The organism is Amycolatopsis sp. 2-15, from assembly GCF_030285625.1.
GTDB classification, from domain to species: domain Bacteria; phylum Actinomycetota; class Actinomycetes; order Mycobacteriales; family Pseudonocardiaceae; genus Amycolatopsis; species Amycolatopsis carbonis.
In genome coordinates this window covers 7,075,691-7,092,329 of sequence record NZ_CP127294.1, presented here as the reverse complement: position 1 = coordinate 7,092,329, position 16,639 = coordinate 7,075,691, and the positions used below count along the sequence as shown (strand labels likewise).

The 16,639-nt window shown below is 67.2% G+C and carries 15 protein-coding genes and 3 pseudogenes; 8 read left to right on the top strand and 10 right to left on the bottom strand.

What is annotated here, in order from left to right; genetic code table 11:
- Window positions 1–39 precede the first annotated feature (39 nt).
- The 4 genes and pseudogenes from QRX50_RS35105 to QRX50_RS35090 all read right to left on the bottom strand — a co-directional run bounded on the left by QRX50_RS35105 (window position 40) and on the right by QRX50_RS35090 (window position 4,273).
- Window positions 40–821: pseudogene (locus QRX50_RS35105) on the bottom strand (transposase family protein).
- A 562-nt stretch (window positions 822–1,383) separates the two neighbouring features.
- Window positions 1,384–2,328: an NADP-dependent oxidoreductase gene (locus tag QRX50_RS35100; protein WP_285967400.1), complete on the bottom strand. Its 945-nt coding sequence runs from the start codon at window positions 2,326–2,328 to the stop codon at window positions 1,384–1,386.
- Window positions 2,329–2,855: 527 nt separating this feature from the next.
- Window positions 2,856–3,719, bottom strand: a complete 864-nt coding sequence (locus QRX50_RS35095; RefSeq protein WP_285967399.1) for an NADP-dependent oxidoreductase — start codon at window positions 3,717–3,719, stop codon at window positions 2,856–2,858.
- Window positions 3,720–3,802: 83 nt separating this feature from the next.
- Window positions 3,803–4,273 (bottom strand): pyridoxamine 5'-phosphate oxidase family protein, encoded by a 471-nt coding sequence (locus QRX50_RS35090; protein ID WP_285967398.1) that lies wholly within the window; start codon window positions 4,271–4,273, stop codon window positions 3,803–3,805.
- A gap of 601 nt (window positions 4,274–4,874) precedes the next feature.
- On the opposite strand from QRX50_RS35090, the pseudogene QRX50_RS35085 reads away from it, so the two are divergent.
- Window positions 4,875–4,955: pseudogene (locus QRX50_RS35085) on the top strand (IS3 family transposase); the annotation flags it as partial.
- A gap of 458 nt (window positions 4,956–5,413) precedes the next feature.
- The gene (locus tag QRX50_RS35080; protein WP_285967397.1) at window positions 5,414–6,271 is read left to right on the top strand and encodes a universal stress protein; all 858 of its coding nucleotides are present in this window, start codon (window positions 5,414–5,416) and stop codon (window positions 6,269–6,271) included.
- A 575-nt stretch (window positions 6,272–6,846) separates the two neighbouring features.
- Here QRX50_RS35080 and QRX50_RS35075 read toward each other — a convergent pair.
- Window positions 6,847–8,085 (bottom strand): MFS transporter, encoded by a 1,239-nt coding sequence (locus QRX50_RS35075; RefSeq protein ID WP_285967396.1) that lies wholly within the window; start codon window positions 8,083–8,085, stop codon window positions 6,847–6,849.
- Window positions 8,086–9,522: 1,437 nt separating this feature from the next.
- On the opposite strand from QRX50_RS35075, the pseudogene QRX50_RS35070 reads away from it, so the two are divergent.
- Window positions 9,523–9,895, top strand: a pseudogene (locus QRX50_RS35070) (IS701 family transposase); the annotation flags it as partial.
- Between the two features lie 6 nt (window positions 9,896–9,901).
- Here QRX50_RS35070 and QRX50_RS50470 read toward each other — a convergent pair.
- A complete protein-coding gene (locus QRX50_RS50470; protein ID WP_434533169.1) occupies window positions 9,902–10,183 on the bottom strand; it encodes a carboxymuconolactone decarboxylase family protein in 282 nt (93 codons plus the stop codon).
- Window positions 10,184–10,189: 6 nt separating this feature from the next.
- Here QRX50_RS50470 and QRX50_RS35060 point away from each other — a divergent pair, with 6 nt between their 5' ends.
- Entirely contained in the window at window positions 10,190–10,357 is a 168-nt protein-coding gene (locus QRX50_RS35060; protein ID WP_285967395.1) for a hypothetical protein, read from the top strand.
- Window positions 10,358–10,577: 220 nt separating this feature from the next.
- On the opposite strand, the gene QRX50_RS35055 is transcribed toward QRX50_RS35060, so the two are convergent.
- Together QRX50_RS35055 and QRX50_RS35050 are read right to left on the bottom strand one after the other, a co-directional pair.
- A complete protein-coding gene (locus tag QRX50_RS35055) occupies window positions 10,578–11,285 on the bottom strand; it encodes a dimethylsulfonioproprionate lyase family protein (RefSeq protein ID WP_285967394.1) in 708 nt (235 codons plus the stop codon).
- A gap of 203 nt (window positions 11,286–11,488) precedes the next feature.
- Window positions 11,489–11,731 carry a hypothetical protein gene (locus QRX50_RS35050; protein WP_434533168.1) on the bottom strand — a complete coding sequence of 81 codons (243 nt, stop codon included), beginning with the start codon at window positions 11,729–11,731 and terminating at the stop codon, window positions 11,489–11,491.
- 899 nt (window positions 11,732–12,630) lie between these two features.
- Between QRX50_RS35050 and QRX50_RS35045 the strand changes: the two genes are divergently transcribed.
- Window positions 12,631–12,966 (top strand): hypothetical protein, encoded by a 336-nt coding sequence (locus QRX50_RS35045; RefSeq protein WP_285967393.1) that lies wholly within the window; start codon window positions 12,631–12,633, stop codon window positions 12,964–12,966.
- 430 nt (window positions 12,967–13,396) lie between these two features.
- On the opposite strand, the gene QRX50_RS35040 is transcribed toward QRX50_RS35045, so the two are convergent.
- Window positions 13,397–14,737, bottom strand: a complete 1,341-nt coding sequence (locus QRX50_RS35040) for a carboxylesterase/lipase family protein (RefSeq protein ID WP_285967392.1) — start codon at window positions 14,735–14,737, stop codon at window positions 13,397–13,399.
- A 100-nt stretch (window positions 14,738–14,837) separates the two neighbouring features.
- On the opposite strand from QRX50_RS35040, the gene QRX50_RS35035 reads away from it, so the two are divergent.
- A complete protein-coding gene (locus QRX50_RS35035; RefSeq protein ID WP_285967391.1) occupies window positions 14,838–15,443 on the top strand; it encodes a TetR/AcrR family transcriptional regulator in 606 nt (201 codons plus the stop codon).
- A 172-nt stretch (window positions 15,444–15,615) separates the two neighbouring features.
- Here the strand turns inward: QRX50_RS35035 and QRX50_RS35030 are convergent, their stop codons facing one another.
- Entirely contained in the window at window positions 15,616–15,882 is a 267-nt protein-coding gene (locus QRX50_RS35030; RefSeq protein WP_285967390.1) for a hypothetical protein, read from the bottom strand.
- A gap of 110 nt (window positions 15,883–15,992) precedes the next feature.
- On the opposite strand from QRX50_RS35030, the gene QRX50_RS35025 reads away from it, so the two are divergent.
- Both QRX50_RS35025 and QRX50_RS35020 read left to right on the top strand, forming a co-directional pair.
- Window positions 15,993–16,361 (top strand): hypothetical protein, encoded by a 369-nt coding sequence (locus QRX50_RS35025; RefSeq protein WP_285967389.1) that lies wholly within the window; start codon window positions 15,993–15,995, stop codon window positions 16,359–16,361.
- Window positions 16,362–16,446: 85 nt separating this feature from the next.
- Entirely contained in the window at window positions 16,447–16,632 is a 186-nt protein-coding gene (locus tag QRX50_RS35020; protein WP_285967388.1) for a hypothetical protein, read from the top strand.
- Window positions 16,633–16,639 lie beyond the last annotated feature (7 nt).

Sequence of the window (16,639 nt, the reverse complement as noted above, 5' to 3'; positions counted from 1 at the left end):
CTCGTAACTGAGAGCGTGGTTGGTGGGGCTGGTGTTGCGTCAGGCTTCGAGGAGGACGTTGTGCAGGTGCGCGATTCCGGACACCGTGTCGGCGAGCGTGCTGGCGGCGCGGCGGTAGTCGCGGAGGATCTTGAAGTTCTTCATCCGGGCCAGGACGTGTTCGACGCGAGCGCGGACCTTGCGGTGGGTGGCGTTGAGATTCTCTTTCCAGTCCGGGAGTTCGCTGCCGTCGCGAGGTTTGCGGTAGGGCATGACGACCGCCGGGTTGCCTTGATAGCCGCCGTCGGCCATCACCGGCCGACCGGCGAGTTGCTCGGCCATGCCCGAGGCGCGGTAGACGGTGCAGTCGTCGCGGTTGCCCGGCTGCGGGTCACCGGTCGCGATCACCAGCCGGGTCTCGGCGTCGATCGCGACCTGCACGAACGCCTGAGTACCGGTAGTTCTTCGACGGTGTCGCCAGCCGGTGATCCCGGGTAGGCACCAGTGTGCCGTCCACGATCGCGACCGCATCCACCCGGCGTTTGCGGACCGGGGCCAGGGCCAGCAGCGGACCGATCGTGTCGCTTCCCCCGGTGCGCCGCCGAATGCGACACCCCGAACAACGGCCCGATCTGGCGCATCGTCAGGTTCGTCCGCCACTACGTTGCGACCAGCAACACGCGATCGGCCAGCGGCAATGCCCACTGCCGACCGGGCCGGCCGTCAGCGATCTCGTCCCCGCCTCGCTTCGCGACCAGCCGCACGAGCTTGCGGAACTGACCCGGCTCCAGCCCGGTGAACGGGGCAATCCACTCCGGCCGCGACGCTGTGATCACCTGCACCACACCAACATGATCGACTACCGGCCCCGCCGGCCCAGCACCGGGTTACGAGACATCCCTTAGCTGACAGGATTCGCGGGCGCGTCAGTGGCATTGTCGACCGCCTCGCAGGTTTTGTCTCCGAATTCGGTGTTAGGTCGCGAACGGCCGAGAGGGCACACGACAACAGGCAACCGTTGTGCAGCGCGAGCCGCGGCGCCGAACCACCTGAATGAGACCCGGAGAGTCGCCGCTTCCAGTGCATGCCGGACGAACTGGTGGAGTAGAGCGCATCCCGATGCTGGGTGCCGGATGCGCGCCGGTGGGTCCGTAATTAGGCGCACAGGAAGAACAGAGTCGAGATAGACACCTCGGGGCAGGGAGGGCAGACAGGTACGCGGAAGACCCCCGGCAGGGCGGGCGACCTTGTGATCAACCCGCCGATCACGAGCTTCGATCTGTCTTCGCACACAGGTTACGTGGTATCTGCAAATCCGCAGAGGACCGATCGGCCCCTCGACGCCTTGGTCCCGAGGCTGACGGTGGTCCACGAGGCGGGCAGGATCGGTCGTTCTCTCCGTTTTTACGGACGAACGCGGATGATCGTCTTGCCCTTGACCCGTTCGGTCGGATTGAAGGCGGCAACGGCGTCGTCGAGGGCCGCGACGGTGCCGATGTTCGTCCGCACTCGTCCATCCCGCACCCGCCGGGCGATCTCACTCAGTTGCGCGCGATCGGGCACAACGACGAAGTCGATCGCCACGCCGTCGGCGGGCCGCCCCTCCGGCGGGCCGGTGACTGTCACCAGCGTTCCGCCGGCTCGAACCAGCCTCGCGGACCGCTTGCCGATGTCGCCGCCGAAGACATCAAACACCAGATCGACTCCGCCAACGTCTTCCAACGTATCGTTCTCGAGGTCGATGAACTCGTTCGCGCCGAAGTCGAGTGCGGCCTGACGACCGGCAGCACGCCCAGTGCCGATGACGTAGGCGCCTGCCTCTCGCGCGAGCTGGGTTGCCATCGAACCGACGGCGCCGGCCGCGCCGTGCACGAGGACGCTCTGCCCCACCCGGAGGTGGCCGTGCTCGAACAGCCCCTGCCACGCAGTCAGGCCTGTCATCGTGAGGCTCGCGCCTACCGTGAAGTCAACGTCGCCCGGCAGCGGCGCGAGGTTGCGGGCCTCGACGACTACATACTCCGCCAGCGTGCCGTCGCGAGTCCAGTCCGTGATACCGAACACCCGCTGTCCCACCGCCAGCCCCGCCGCACCGTAGCTGAGGGCGCTGACCACCCCGGCCACCTCGTGTCCGGGGATCGACGGCGTCCGGTCACGACCGAGGCGGTCGATCCAGGTCGAAGGCCACTCCAACTCATCACCAGTGAACCCCGACGCATGAACTTCAACGACGACATCGCCGTAGTTCGCGCCGGAGAGGCTCGCGAGCGTCACCGTGTCCGGATCGGGCCGCTCCACCAGGGTCATCCCCGCCGTTCCCGCCGCTTCATCCGTCACCACAACCGCTTTCATATGAAAACCGCTCTGTATCAGTCCTCGCCGTCCTACCTTGCAGACGACTCTGTGGACCGTATCGTCCATTATGGTGTCCGGTGTTGCAAGTTCCGTCGGGTTCGGCGGACCGGCCCGCCCCGCGACCACTGAGAGCGGCCGTCACAAGACCCGCGTCCGAGTCGAACACGCTGTGGTGCGGATGAAGTGTCGGAAGGTCTTGTGCGACTGCCGCCGCGTCGCCAGCACACCCTGAACGAGACGGAGTCCGGAATCGCCCACCAGCGCACATCTTCGTCACCGACTGAGCCGTAACGCCAACCACGACACCAGTTATGAGACATCCCTTAGGTGGCGTTGGCTGACGCCTGTGGAATCGAGAGCCGCGGCAGCCAATGAGTGAATTCTATTGCCGATTGACCGACAGGAATGGCCACACCCATGTGGCTAGTGTCAATCAGCCGGGCACCGACAAAAGACCAGACCGGCGTTGGGGCGCATTGTCACGCACTCCAACGCCGGCGCCGATGTCTGAGAGCCGGAGGGGCTCAGTTTCCGGCAAGCACGGGCCTGACTTGAAGCACGCCCGGGCCGCCCTTGGCGCCCGAAACAGCGCGCTCCAGCGCCGTTGCCGCGTCGGCCAGCGGAAGTACTGCGCCGACCGACATGGTCAGCCGGCCGTCACCCAGCAGCGCACAGAGCTCCGCGAGCTGGGTGGCATCTGGGCGCACGTAGACGTCGGCGATGCTGATGCCACGCTCGACCGCCGGCGGGTCGCCGGTGATGGTCGCCATCCGGCCACCCTCCCGCAAAGCCACGATGACCTCAGCGCTGCCGCCGGGAACCGCGTTGATGGCGGCGTCGACGCCGACGCCGCCGGTCAGTTCACGGGCGCGCTCGGGCCACCTGCTGTCGTGGTAGTCGACGACCTCGGCGGCTCCAGCCTGCGTTACGCGAGCGGCGCTCGAAGGTCCGGCGGTTGCGATCACCCGGACCCCACGCAGGGCGGCGAGCTGCACGACCAACCCACCGGTTGTGCTGCCGGCGCCGTGAACGAGCAGCGTCTCGTTCGCGGCGACCTTGAGCGACTCGGTGAGGACCTGCTCCGCAGTCAGCGCAGGCACCGGGAACGCCGCCGCCGTCTCCCACGACACGCCACGAGGCTTCTGCACGACCAGACCGGCGTCGACAACCACGCGCTCCGCCCAGCAGCCCTGGTGACGCAGTGGCAGCGGGTGCCCCAGAACCTCGTCGCCGAGCCGAAGGTCCGTCACCTGCGAACCGACCGCGACGACCTTGCCGGCGACTTCGACGCCGAGAGCCATCGGCGGGGTCAGCCCGACATCCCACGCGCCCGCCCGGACGATGTTGTCCCAGTTACCAACTCCGGCTGTCTCAACCTCGATCACCACTTCGTCAGGACCGGGGCTAGCCGGCTCCGAGAGCTCAAGCAGCTCGACTTGGCCACCGATTTCACGCACTCCAGCGGCACGCATCACATTTTCTCCATTTCACTCTGACCAGCCTGGTATTTCTTCGACCACTCGGCGACGAGAGCGGTTTCATCGCCACCACCGAACGCATAAGCGGGCGACATGATCGGTTGGACGCGATCGACGTGCACCAGAACGGCCTCGTGCGCGGGGTAGCCTGGCCCGTTCAGGTCGAGCAGCCAGCTGTGCAGCCACTGGTAAACCGGCGATTCACGGTCATGAATCGCGGCCGTTCCGGTGAACCGATAGCCCCGGCGCCGGAAGATGTCCACCGTATTCATCTCAATACGCGGGTCCGCGGTCAGGTTCTCGATCGTGCCGGGCGAGGCGATGTTCATGAACGCGATGTGCTCGTCGTCGTACACCCGCGCTGACGCCTTCGGCGACAGGCTGGGCGAACCATCTGGCCGCACCGTCGCGACAAAGGTGAGTTTCGCAGCCTCCACAATCAGTCGCATATCGGCGTCGATCATGTTCTCGGCTCCTCTCGTTGGAATGTGCCCTAATTATGAGGTAGCGGCCTGGAGAGGTGAAAAGCTCTCACAGACAGGCCGGTCTGGGTCGCCGTTGGCGGGCGGCCCGGCGAGTTGGCCGAGGCGGTGGCGGCGAGCACGGCCGACGACGTCGCGACCACCTCGAAACCGGTATCGGCCAACATTACGAGAGACGATCCCAAGCGTTCGCAAGAGCAGCCCTTTCCCGAGCTGTGCGCGCCGGCAGACCGGCGGGCCACCGGTTGGCTGGGCGTGCCGGCCGAGTTGACGGCGGGGGTGTCGACGTCGGTCTGGTGTGCCGGGTCTTCGTGTCCAGCACCCGGCTCAAGTTGCCCTGCAAATTCGTGACAGCATCGAATAGTCTTGCTCGACGCGATGACCTTGAACCTGTCCGGCACGAAATCCGAGCTGTGCGCCCGTCAAGCATCCGCTGGGCGCCGGCGAGCATCGTCTGGAGCGGGAACATTCAGTCGTGACACAGTGCTCGACCTCCGATAGGTGTGTGGATGATCAGCGTCGAGCCCACGTCGACTCTTACCGTCGCAGGGTCACGTTCACGTTTGCGGCCGGGAGCCCTGCCGTCTACGGGGCCAGGAACGTCTGGGCCGAGCTGAACCGCCACGGTGTGGATGTGGCCCGGTGCACGGTCGAACGGCTCATGTGCGAGAGCGCAGCGACGTCGAAGTGCAGTGCAGACCGCCCCGCTACACCCGGTGCCTGGCCGAGGCCGGCGCGCTCGCCTCGATCGGACCCAGAGACTACTCCTACGACAACGCTGGAGCCGAGGCGTTCGAACTCCCTCTACAATGCCGGACTTGTCCGCAACCGGGGCCGCGCGCGAGGTATCGACGACCTGAAAATTGCGCCGGCGGAGTGTGTCGACTGGTACAGTAACCGGTGTCTGCTCGGCGAACTCGGACACGTCCGATTGGCCGAATACCATGGCCCAGCAAAGCGCTCGATCAGACGTCTCGGTGTATTTGAGAACCGGATCCGACTGGCAAGATCTTTGCTCGACCAGCCGGGCCGGTCGTATGTCTTGCTCCACCAAAACGATTGTATCCTTACCACGGCGTAGGCGTGTTCGCCGGAGCCGTACTCGGACAAGGAGTGGACCTCATGACAGACCCCGCGATCGTCGTCGGCGTCGATGGATCGGACCAGGCGCTGGACGCGGTACGTTGGGCCGCCGCCGAAGCGGCACCCCGGGCCCTCCCACTGCAGCTGGTGTCCGCCGTCGACCCGGCGATTGCCGTCGCTACAGCTGGGCCGCCCGTCGTGGAAGAGGCGGTCGAGGCCATCGAGCAGATCGCGAAGGCGGACCTCGAGAAGGCCGCCCAGCTCGCCCGTGTGACCGCGGACATCACCGTCCGCACCGAGTACTTCCCCAGTCCGGCGATCCCGGTACTGGTCGAGCAGTCCAAGCACGCCCGCCTGCTCGCCCTCGGTGCGTCCGGGCGTGGCGGGTACGCCGGCATGCTGCTCGGGTCGACCGCGGTGTCCGTGGTGGCGCGCAGCGAATGCCCCGTCGTGGTCGTCCGCCCGGCTGCCGAGCCCGCGGGTCCAGTGGTAGTCGGCGTCGACGGCAACGAGACCAGCCTCGGAGCGCTGGCGGCGGCCTTCGACGAGGCGGCCTGGCGGCGGGCGCCCTTGGTCGCCGTGCACTCCTGGTTCGACTCGGACTACCTGCTCGCCACCCAGTACGGCCTGGTCGAAGGTGAGCCGGAAGAGGAAGAGCAGGCCCAGGTGCTGGCCGAAAGCCTCGCGGGGTGGCAGGAGAAGTACCCCGACGTGACGGTCCAGCGCGTCGTGGTCCGCGACCATCCTCGCCACCAGCTGCTGGAGTGGAGCCACAAGGCCCAGCTCGTCGTGGTCGGTAGCCGGGGCCGCGGCGGGTTCAAGGGACTGGTGCTCGGTTCGACGAGCCAGGCGCTGATCCAGCACGCGTCCTGCCCGGTCATGGTCGTGCGTGGGTAACGGGAGACCCGTGCGCGAAGGGAGCGCCGTCGAGGACGGCAGCCGCACATTCGCTTTACCTCGTAACCCACTGGTCCAATCTGGACGGCGCTGACAATGCCGAACCTCCGGGGGCAGCAACCCCGGAGGTTATTCCTCGCCCTGTCTCGGCCGATCGCATGCGGCCGCTATCGGTGTCGATGCCGGCCACGCTGAGCGCGTCCAAGACGGCGTCGTAGACAGGGCCGGCGTGAGGGATCCTAGTCCTGGAATATCAACGAAAACCATGTCAGGCTCAGTGACGTGACGGCTTGGGCGTCAGAGGGCTGTCGCGCAGAACTGGAAGCAGACCACACCGAGGTGGATACGCTGGACCCGGCCGCCCGAAGCACCGCGGCACGCACCTCGAGCGACCAGGCCCTCGCGAAGCGCGGCCGCGATTTGCTCGGACACAGTTCCGGCGCGTGCCCGCCAACCGCGTGACCCGCGCGCAACGGGGCGAGCTGCTCCCGGTTGATTCCAGTCCGATTTGGACCAGGGTGCTCGCTCGGCCCACGTGGCGCGGACGGACCAGTAACCGCGGATCGTCCGGTTGGCTACTCACCGTCCCGGTTGTTCCTGGGCGCGTCGGCCTGCGGGTTGCGTGCAGCGATCACGGTGAACAGGGTGGCGACGATGGCGAGTCCCCCGTAGCCGAGGGCGATTTGCGGCAGCGAGAAGGTGGTGGAAAGTCGCCCGGCGATCAGCGCCGGGATCGTGGCACCGCTGTAGCTGAGGAGATAGACGACACTGAAGATCGGCGCGCGGTCGGCCTGGGTGCTGCCGTACAACAGGCATCGGGTGGCGGCGCTGATGGCGATGCCTTGGCTGGCGCCGGCGACGATTGTCGCGGCGATGAACAACACTAGGGTGCCAGTGGTGATCGCCGTGATGATGCCGATCATTCCGGCCAGGAAGGCGATCATGCTGACGCGTTGCGTTGCCGCCGGTCTGAACCGGCCGCCGAGGGGAGCGCCGAGAACACTGGGACCCATGTAGGCGGCGAACACCAGTCCGATCACGAGCGGGCTGCGAGTGTGGAGTTGGTTTTCGACCAGTGCCGGCACGAACGCTTGGTAGAAAGCCCCAGCCGCCCAGGTGGCCAGGAGCACCGCCGCCGCGACGGGGATCAGGTGCCTAACCCGGGCTGGTGCACGGACCCGGGGGCGTAGCGATCGCCAAACACCCGGTGTCGGAGTCACGGTTTCCGGACTGATGGCGATGAGCGCGACAGAGACGACGAGAAGGCCGATCACAACCAGGTAGATGAGGTCGCGTGGCCAGGGGCCGAACTGGACCAGAGCACCGGAAGCGATTGCGCCGACGGCAAGACCAAGCATCACAGTCTGGGTCGAGGCCACAGAAGCCAGCCAAACCGGCCTGAGAGGTGCGGCGTCGACGATGTAGGAGGTGAGGCTGCTGCTGGCGAGTCCGGCACCGAGACCCATCAGGAGTCGACCGGCGATCAAGATGCCGATGTGGTGCACGTTCAACAACAGCAGACACCCCAGCACGAGCAGGCCGAGGCTGGCGATGGAAGTGGGCCGCCGACCTAGATGATTGGATACCCGTCCCAGCACCAACAGTGTGATGAGAGTGGCGACGGAGTAGGCGACGACCGTCGCCGAAATGCCGGCGTTGGTGAACCCGTCCTCGGCCCGGTAGATGTTGAACAGCGGGATCGTCGAACCCACCGCGGCAAACACGGCCACCAGGGAGACCACCGCAGATAAGAAGGCCAGCCGGAGTGTTCTGGCCTTGCTGGCAGGGTTGGTCACTGGTACCGCGTTGTGCATCGAGCAACTTCTTTCTGGTGTTGGCTACGCCTAAAGGTTTTGTGGGCCCGGTCGAACTGCACGGCTGGGTCGCGACCAGAAGCCTCGCGGGCGGCGGCCCGGTCGGCCTCGACGTAGTGACGGTTGAGCGGCGTGAGAATCGCCAGGCCCCTCGAGCGACTGCTTGGTTTCGCTCATCTTCACGTGCTCCTCCTGCGTGCGGTTCAGCGGTCGTTGTAGGCTCGCACAGCGACCAGCGTCATCGTGCAAGTGCTTAGTACCGGCCCGTCGCGCCGTCTTACCGCCAATGAGGTTTCTCCGTAAGTTGATCAACCCGGGATTTGTCGTGGCCAGGCGAGCAATTATCCAGACGTGGGGACGAAGATCTTGAGTGGCGTGCTCGTCGGACTTTCCGTTCTCGGAGCGCGTCAGCGTGGACGAGAGCGGACGAGTTCGCGGGTGGTGATCAGGTATGCCATAGCCCCTGTCAGGCGCTTGGGTCGAGTATTCAAGGGAGCGGCGGCTGGAGATCGATTCGCAGTACTGACAGCTGATCTTCTGCGTCATGGCGACGTTTGAGCCACGCCAAGCCGTCGGGATCGGACGTAAGACCGGCTACCGGCAACGCATCGCTGCAAGGTAGACGCGACCACTGGTAGAGAACACCGCGCTGGCTCTGGGGTACCTGGCCGGAGAGACAGAAGTACTCAACCGCGATGCCTGAGCGACGCACGGCACCAGGAACGCATGCAGTGGTGTTCATTCCGCCTCATTGTTGGTCACCCAGCGCCATGCTGTCCTGGCATAGTGTGCGAGCCGCGTGGTCACCAGACGATGGCCCGCCACGAGGGACGCGTCCGCGGCGGTGTGGACGGGCCGCGCATCGACATCGGGCCCGCGCCGCGCTCGAGGGGTATGGGCTCGCCGGAGGTGCGGAAACGGCAGGAGGCAGGTACTTCCCTCGACGCTCGTGCCCGATTCCGACCGCGGAATGATCCAATGTGTCGGCGGCGCTGCTCGTCCGCAGTTACGCAGCGTAGTCGGTCGCGAGAAACCGACGCGGCAATCGGCACGGTGAAAGTGGCCAACCAGATCGTGCAGTGGGGCTGTGGGAGACGGCGCAGACGATGTTTGTCAAGCGACGCTCGGAAGGACTGGCCGGCCCGGCGCAGCACCAAGCCCCAGTCTTCACGCACCTTGCCGTTCAACCGTGGCGTGGCAAGCCGGATGTAGACATGGCCGATGGCCCCCGGTCCACGACGCGCCAGTGGAAATCGGTTTGGAACTCTGCGCCGTTGTCGGTGTGGGTCTTCTCGACCTGGAACGGCAGTCGGGACAGTACCTAGTCCAGGACTAGGCCGCGGTCTTCTGGTCCGAGCGCGGGTAGATCCGCAGGATGCGCAGGCGGGTGCAGTCATCGACCGTTACTGTCGGGGCGTTGCTCGTTGAACACATGCTGGGCTCAATGCGCACGGGCCCCGTGAGTACGACTGGGCGCGGGTGCCGATCCGGATCGGCTGGCAGGCCGGGCGCGGACATTGGCTGCTCGCCCGCCGGTCGATCTCTGATCCGGGCGAGATCGCCTACTACGTCTGCTACGGGCCCCGGCGGTCAACCCTGCTGGATCTGGCCTGGATCGCCGGGGCCCGGTGGTGGATCGAGGAGTGTTTCCAGCAGGCCAAGAACGAAGCCCGGACTGGATCACTGCCAGGTCCGCTCCTGGCGGGCGTGGTATGCCCACATCACCCTGTCGATGCTCGCCCACGCCTGGCTCGCATTGTCGCGATCCCTTGCCACAAAAGAGGAGCCGGCGCCGCCGAGTCAGACATGATCGGATTCACGCTACCGGAGATCCGTTGATGACGGCGATGAGCGAGATCAGCGCGATGAGCTGCTCCTCGTCGAAGTGCTTGGCGACGTTCGCCCAGGCATCGTCGGTCAGTCGGCCGGCCGCGTCGCCTCCGCGACCCTGGGTGCCCTGCTCGGCCAGCTCTAGCGTGGCGCGCTCGGCCTCGGTGAAGACCGGCAGTCCTGTGTGGATGAGAAGCTGGCCGACGTCTTGCCCGTGTTGTGGGAGGTGTGCGACACCGTCAGCTCGTGCCAGGACGACGGTGGACAAGCGTGCATGACACCCGCGTCCGGCCAGGTAGACGCCTGCGAAGCGAAGTTGCGCGAGATCACCCGCGACGTGATCAACATCGCCGGAGCTCTCTACGTCACGCTGGGGCAGGAAAGCGGCGGAGACGACCCGAGCGATCGGATGGAGACCAACGAGGAGGAGGCGGGGCGGTAGCGGTGAACCGTACATGCGGCGCCCCCACGGTTCCCAGCTGACTGGCCGGCTGGGTCAGGTCTCGGAAACGATCGTTCACGAGACACACGTGGCTGATCGGCGTTTCCGCAGTGAGCGATCTGTAAAGATTGCCTTGTCTGTGCCAATGTCACATTCTCGGAGGTTCACCGCTGGACCATGCGGTCGTGGGTTTCACCTGGACCCGACGCCCGTCCGAATTTCAGTGGGGTGGGTTGATGAGGCGTGCGGGTGTGTGGAGGTCGCCGCGCCAGAGGTAGAGCGCGAGGAGGGGGACGGCGTCGGTGTGGATGGCGTGGGATTGGGTGGGGGTGTGGTGCAGGATCGTGCCGGGTTCGCGTGCTTTGTAGGGGGATTGGTCGGTGGACCAGCGGGCCGTGGTGAGCGGTAGGTAGACCTCGTCGGCGGGGTGCCAGTGAGGTGGGTAGTGCAGGTGGGGGCCGAGCAGCAGGACGCCGAGTGTGACCAGGCCGGCGGGGTCGATGGCTACGGGTAGCGCGGTGGCGGGGCCGAGCAGGGTGCAGTGTGCGTAGCCGCGCAGGAAGCGTTCGTTGGGTGGATTTCTGACGTATGTGTTGGTCTGCGTCCATCGCGCGGACGTCAGCGCCTGCGCCAGTCCGGTCGCGTCGTCCGTCCGCGCGATGCGGAGGGCTTTCGGCAGGTGGCGTAGGGCAGGCAGGGCGGCGCTCGGCGCCGCAGGCGCGTCCGGCGCGGTCGGGTGGGTGCTGCGCAGGTCGGCCGCGTGCTCGGGCAGGCCCTCGCTCGCCAGCCGCCGGGCCAGGTCGGTGACGAGCGCTGTCACCGCGGCAGTCGCCGGTGTGGAGTTTCCTGCGGTCACCGAGGTCATCTCCCTGCGGTCGGTGCGGCGATCCGGCTTGATCGCCGCTGGTGGCACGTTCTGCTCGCCCATACTCCCGGACGTCGGAGTAGGGGGTGCCCTATGTGGTTGTCAAGCCGTGGCAGGTGTGAGCTCGGGGTGACGGTCGTGGCTCCCCGCTGGTGCCATCCCGTCCACGGCTTTAGTTCGTGGCGGTGTTCTCACAGACGCTCCCCGATTTCCCCGAGTACCACGGCGACCCCGTCGAAGAGGCCGAAGAGGACCGTACTGATCGCTTAGATGGGCACGGCGAAGCCGGAAATCGGGCCGCGCAGCCAGGCGATGATCTCGCCGCATAGACCGGTGACCAGGGCGATGCCGATGGCGAGCAGGAGTACCCCGCCGATCTGTTGCACACGGCGGATATAACGGCGCACCCAACTGGTGGCGCTCACGGCCCAGCGAGCGCCGAGCGCGAGTGCGATGAACGGCAGGCCGAGGCCCACGCAGTACGCGGTGATCAGCAGTAGTATGCACATGCATATGATCAGGGTGCACGGACGAATACCTGGGCGAGGCCGTGGCACCCAGCTCAGCCCGGGCATTGACATCCGCGGCCCAGGCCGCACTCTCGGTGGCTACCTCGCCGTCCCCGGATCGACCGCCGCCCGTGCGAGATCGCAGTCGACGCGCCCATCGCCCGGCGGCCAGGTCTCGCGGGCCAGCGGCGTCGCTGTAGCGGCGGGGGCGTACAGCCCGGACGCCCACGGGGGCAAATGATCACCCTTCAACTGCTGCTCGGACGAGCCCAGACCCGAGCCGGAAATCCCAGCCGGGACGGCGAACTGTGGCACGGAGTTGCCCGGCCGGGCTTGATTCCGCGTGATGCTGGCCGGCGAGGCGCTTCACCCCGCAATCCTGCCGAGCAGCGATTCACTCCGGGAGTTGAATCGTGCCTTGCGACGTCTTGCCGCGTCTGGCCAAGCGTTCCGCATCCATCCGAGCCAATTCGGCCATAACCTGACGAGCGTGGCTGACGAGCGCCCACCCGGCCGGCGAGGGCGTCACCCCTCGTCGTTGCCTGATCGAGAGCTTGGCGCCGAGGGCTCTCTCCATGCTTGTGATCCTGGCGCTGGCTGTAGCGGGAGGCAAAGCCGCTGATACCGAGGAGTTGTAGACATCGACCACAATGGACGACGTGGGAGGGGACGGCGCGGGTGACGAAGACGGTGTATCGCTGCCACTGGACTGCCGGTGCTCGTCTGCCGCCCAATGAAGTCCTGTACCTGCCGTGGGTCGACTTCGACGGCGTCGGGCGGGACGTGGTGACGAGGTGGGCCGGGGGTTGCCCCCGCTCGTGCCCTTCCGATCATGCCAGCGGCCGCCAGGCCGCCGCCGTATCCAGGGATACGGCCTATCTCGCTCCGGCGATCTGCTCGTGTTCACGCACGCTGAAGCTGTTTTGGTGGGAACCCAAGTGACTCTGGGTCATGGTGACCGGAAAAGCGTCGAGTTCGTTGCAAAGTGGTTCTCGCGACGATGGCAAGGACAGCCGTCATCGGCCCGGAGTGGACGGCAGACCTGGCTGCTCGATCGGTCGGGCGGCGAGGGCGCGGGCGATCTCGAAGTAGTCGATGGCGGTTTGCAGACTGAGGCCGAAGACGGCCGCGAGGTGCAGTGGATCGGCGTCGACGGCCAGAGCTTCGGACAGGACGCGGTCCGCGCGGAGGCGTTCCAGCGGGATTCGCGCATGGCCAGGTGCCAGCTGAGGTAGTAGTTGCTGACCGGCGCGGTGCCGGCTGCGGATGTGTGGCTGAGCAGCATGTGCCGGTTGCCGGTGTGCGGCCACTTTCGGCGGCGCTGGGCCAGCCAGGTCAGCAGCAGCCGGTGCACCAGATCGGGCATCGGCCGGGTCGTTCGGCCGATGCGGATGCGTCGCCAGCGGAAGTCCAGGTCGTCCAGCGTGAGCCGGCGGACTGAGGTCGCGCGGACCGCGTAGACGGCGACGAGTCCGACTACGAGCCGCTGCACCGGGGTGAGCGCGTCAGCGCGGACTACGGTCGTCATCCCCGGGCTGATGCGGTGGCGGGAAACTGTCCCTCAGCGGCCGACCCGCCACGGCCCGATCGTCGCCAGAGTTCGCGGCATGACTCATCGCTCTCTCGAACGCCGGATCGGCGGGCCCGCGCTGCCCGCTGTGATCCTCAGCGGCGCCAGTGGCGGACGGCGGCTGAGTCTGCCGTGTATTGCGGCCAGGGCGGCTCGGTGGCCGGGGTGCCGGTGCGGATGAAGCCGAGCCAGGCGGCGCGCAGGTGTCGGCCCAGTGTGTCGATGTCGTTCGGGTCCGCTCCGGCGAGCATCGGCGCGGTGGCCCAGTCGGCGGCGGTGCCGAACAGGAAGGGTAGCTCGATGCAATGGGTGGCCCCGAAGGGGGACGCGGGCGGGGCGTAGTCAAACCGGTAGGCCCGGACGCGCGCCCCGCTGTCGTTGAGGCGGGCGGCCAGGCGACGGGTGGGGCGGTTGCACACGGTGTCGCTCGCGTGATGTTCCCAGGTGTTGGTGATCACTGGTCCCACGGCGGGAACTCGGCGCAGGCGGCGCAGCGCCGGATTCAAGGTGTAGAAGGCGCTCATCTCGCGTGCGGTGGTGCCGATGATGACGTCCAGCGTGGGTGCGCGGTCGACGAGGCAGGCGGTCCAGTCCGCCTCGTCCGGGAGGGGCCCGACTCCGGGGATGGGACAGAACGGGGAGATGATTTTCAGCCCGAACCTGCCGGCAGCTGCGCGCGCGACCTCACTCTGGGCATCGAGGATGTCGGGCACCGAAGCGGCGCGCGGGTCCTGACCGAGCCGGGTGAGGAACCGTTGGGCGGCACGCTCGACGGTGCGGGCATTAATGAGGTCGAAACCCGGCGAACTTTGGAGGATGGCCCGGCGGAAGAGGTTCTCGGCGGCGGGCATGCCCAGTAGGCACCGCACGGTGTGGCCACCTGCGGACTGGCCGGCCACCGTCACCGCGTCCGGGTCACCACCGAAGGCGGCGATGTTTTGGTGCACCCACCTCAGCGCGGCGAGCTGGTCGGCAAGGCCCAGGTTGCCCTCGGAGATCCCCGGGGCACGCAGATAACCGAGCACGCCCAGCCGGTAGCTGACCGAGACGACGACCACGTCACCTTCCTGGGCCAGCCGGTGACCGCCGTACCACTTCCACGAGCCGGCGCCCGAGATCCAGGCGCCGCCGTGGAACCACACCAGCACCGGGCGGGCACGATCGTCGGCCCCAGGAGTGGTGATGGTCAGGTTCAGGCAGTCCTCACCCTGTTCGTGGGGCTCCGGAGCACCCATGACGGGCTCCAGCCGGGACGGCCGCTGCGGGGCGATCGGACCGTCGACGGTGGCGTCGCGCTCCCCGCTCCAGGTGGGCACCCGGCGGGGCGGGCCGAACCGCTCGCAGGTGGCATAGCGCACACCCCGGAAAACGGTCAGGCCGTCCTCGACCCGCCCGCGCAGCACGCCATCGGCGGTCTTGGCCATGGTGGTGAGCACAGAAACCTCCTCGGATCACGCCAACGCAAGTCAACTTGCGTTAATTCCAGTGAAGCCCCCTTCCGGCCGGAACGCAACTCGACTTGCGATGATGAGAGGTATGGCACCACCCCACCCGGCCCCCTCGCACCGTCGCGGCGCCGCCGTACGCCAAGCCGTCCTCGAAGCCACCACCGAACTCCTGGCCGCCGAGGGCCTGGCAGGTGCTCGCGTCGCCGACATCGCCGCCCGCGCCGGGGTCCACGAGACCTCCGTCTACCGCCGGTGGGGCACTCGCAACGCCCTGATCCTCGAGGCCCTCTCCGATCGTCTGGATGCTGAGCTGCCCCGTCCGGACACCGGCTCCATCCGCGAGGACCTGACGGCCTTCTTCACCGACCTGGCTGCCTTCCTCGCCACGCCCACCGGCCGGGCGCTGGCCCGCATCACCCTCGTCCAACCGGACGACACACGGTTCGAGGAACTGCTCCAGCAGTTTCGGGCCGCCCGCCTCGACCGCGCCGGCGAGGTCATCCACCGCGGCATCGACCGGGGCGAACTCCCCCGCGAAACCGACGCGGAACTCTTGCTGGAGGCCCTGACTGGCTCGCTGCACTTCCGCGTCCTGGAACGCAATCAGCCGGCTGACCGCGACTACGTCCGCCGGCTCGTGGACCTCCTGCTGGCCGGAGTCCGCTCCACGACACCGCCTGCCGAACGCGCGTAGTTACCCAGCCGTCACGCCACCCGTCCCGCCGGTGGGCATGAAGGCACGTCCGTCTACGAAGGCCGGCCCACGCGAAGGAGGGAGTCGGCGAGCACAGCCCTGATGTACACCCTCGAGGCTCTGCGTGAACTTGTCGAACCCGCGCGCCGCCCGCCCGCCGACCCGACCTCACTCACGCGCCAGCAACGCCGCGCCTCCGGACGTGAGCACCGCAAACGCCACCACTGACGTTCGAGAGGTCAACTGCTAGTTGCCGTGTGTGTGGACGTCGATGCCGGCGTCGAGGGACTTCGATGCCGGCGAGACGTTCGGCGATCGCGACCTGGGCCGCGAGCGTGCCGAGCTGCAGCAGCAGTTCAGGTTCCGAGTCATCGCGGATCTTGTCGTTGAGCGCGTAGAGCAGGCGGCGGGCGATCATGGACGGCGTTGGTGTGGCCACGTCCAAGATCCTTCCAGTTCGTGATCCGGCTGCCGACGCTCCAACCGGGCGATTCGGTGTGATCGGCTTGAGCCTTCATCTCGGTGGCGTGGGGTGCCGATACATCCGGGGTGACCGAATCCAGGCAACAGCGGCGCGCCCGTGAGCGTGCCGAGCTCAAGGCTTCCCGTCCAGGCCTCAGCGCGCGGCCGACGCGCGTGGTGGAGGTGGTGCTGCGTCGCGGAGTCGACGACTCCGACCCGGACGACCCCTACATCTCGTGGGGAGCCGAGTGGGCCGTTCGCGATTCGAGCGAGGGCGTCGAGGACCAGGAGGAGGACCTGGCCGTGCTGGTCCAGCACATTGTCGAGGACCTGCAGGCGATGGCCCAGCGCTACACGGTGCGGCTGGAGTGGACGCTGGAGGGCGATCCGTCCGAGGGCATGACGATCGCCGAGGCGGTCGCCGCGGCCGGGGTGACCCTGCCGCGGACGGTGTGAGAGCTGGCTGCCCGGGCGGATGACGGTGCCGTCCCACGGACACCCGACGGCTTCGCGCGTCAGGGCGAAGCCGTACTCTGAGGGCATGGCTGACCAGGTACAGCAGAGACCCGGCGAATCGAACGCCCAATGGCTGAATCGGCTTGAAGCCCTCCTGGTCGTCCACATGGACCGGGTCACCGGCATGGGCTCAGCCGCTGACGAGGAAGAAGAGAGAATCCGGGCCACCATTGCCGCCCTGAAACGCGGTGAGGCACCGACGAACCCCTGACCTGGGG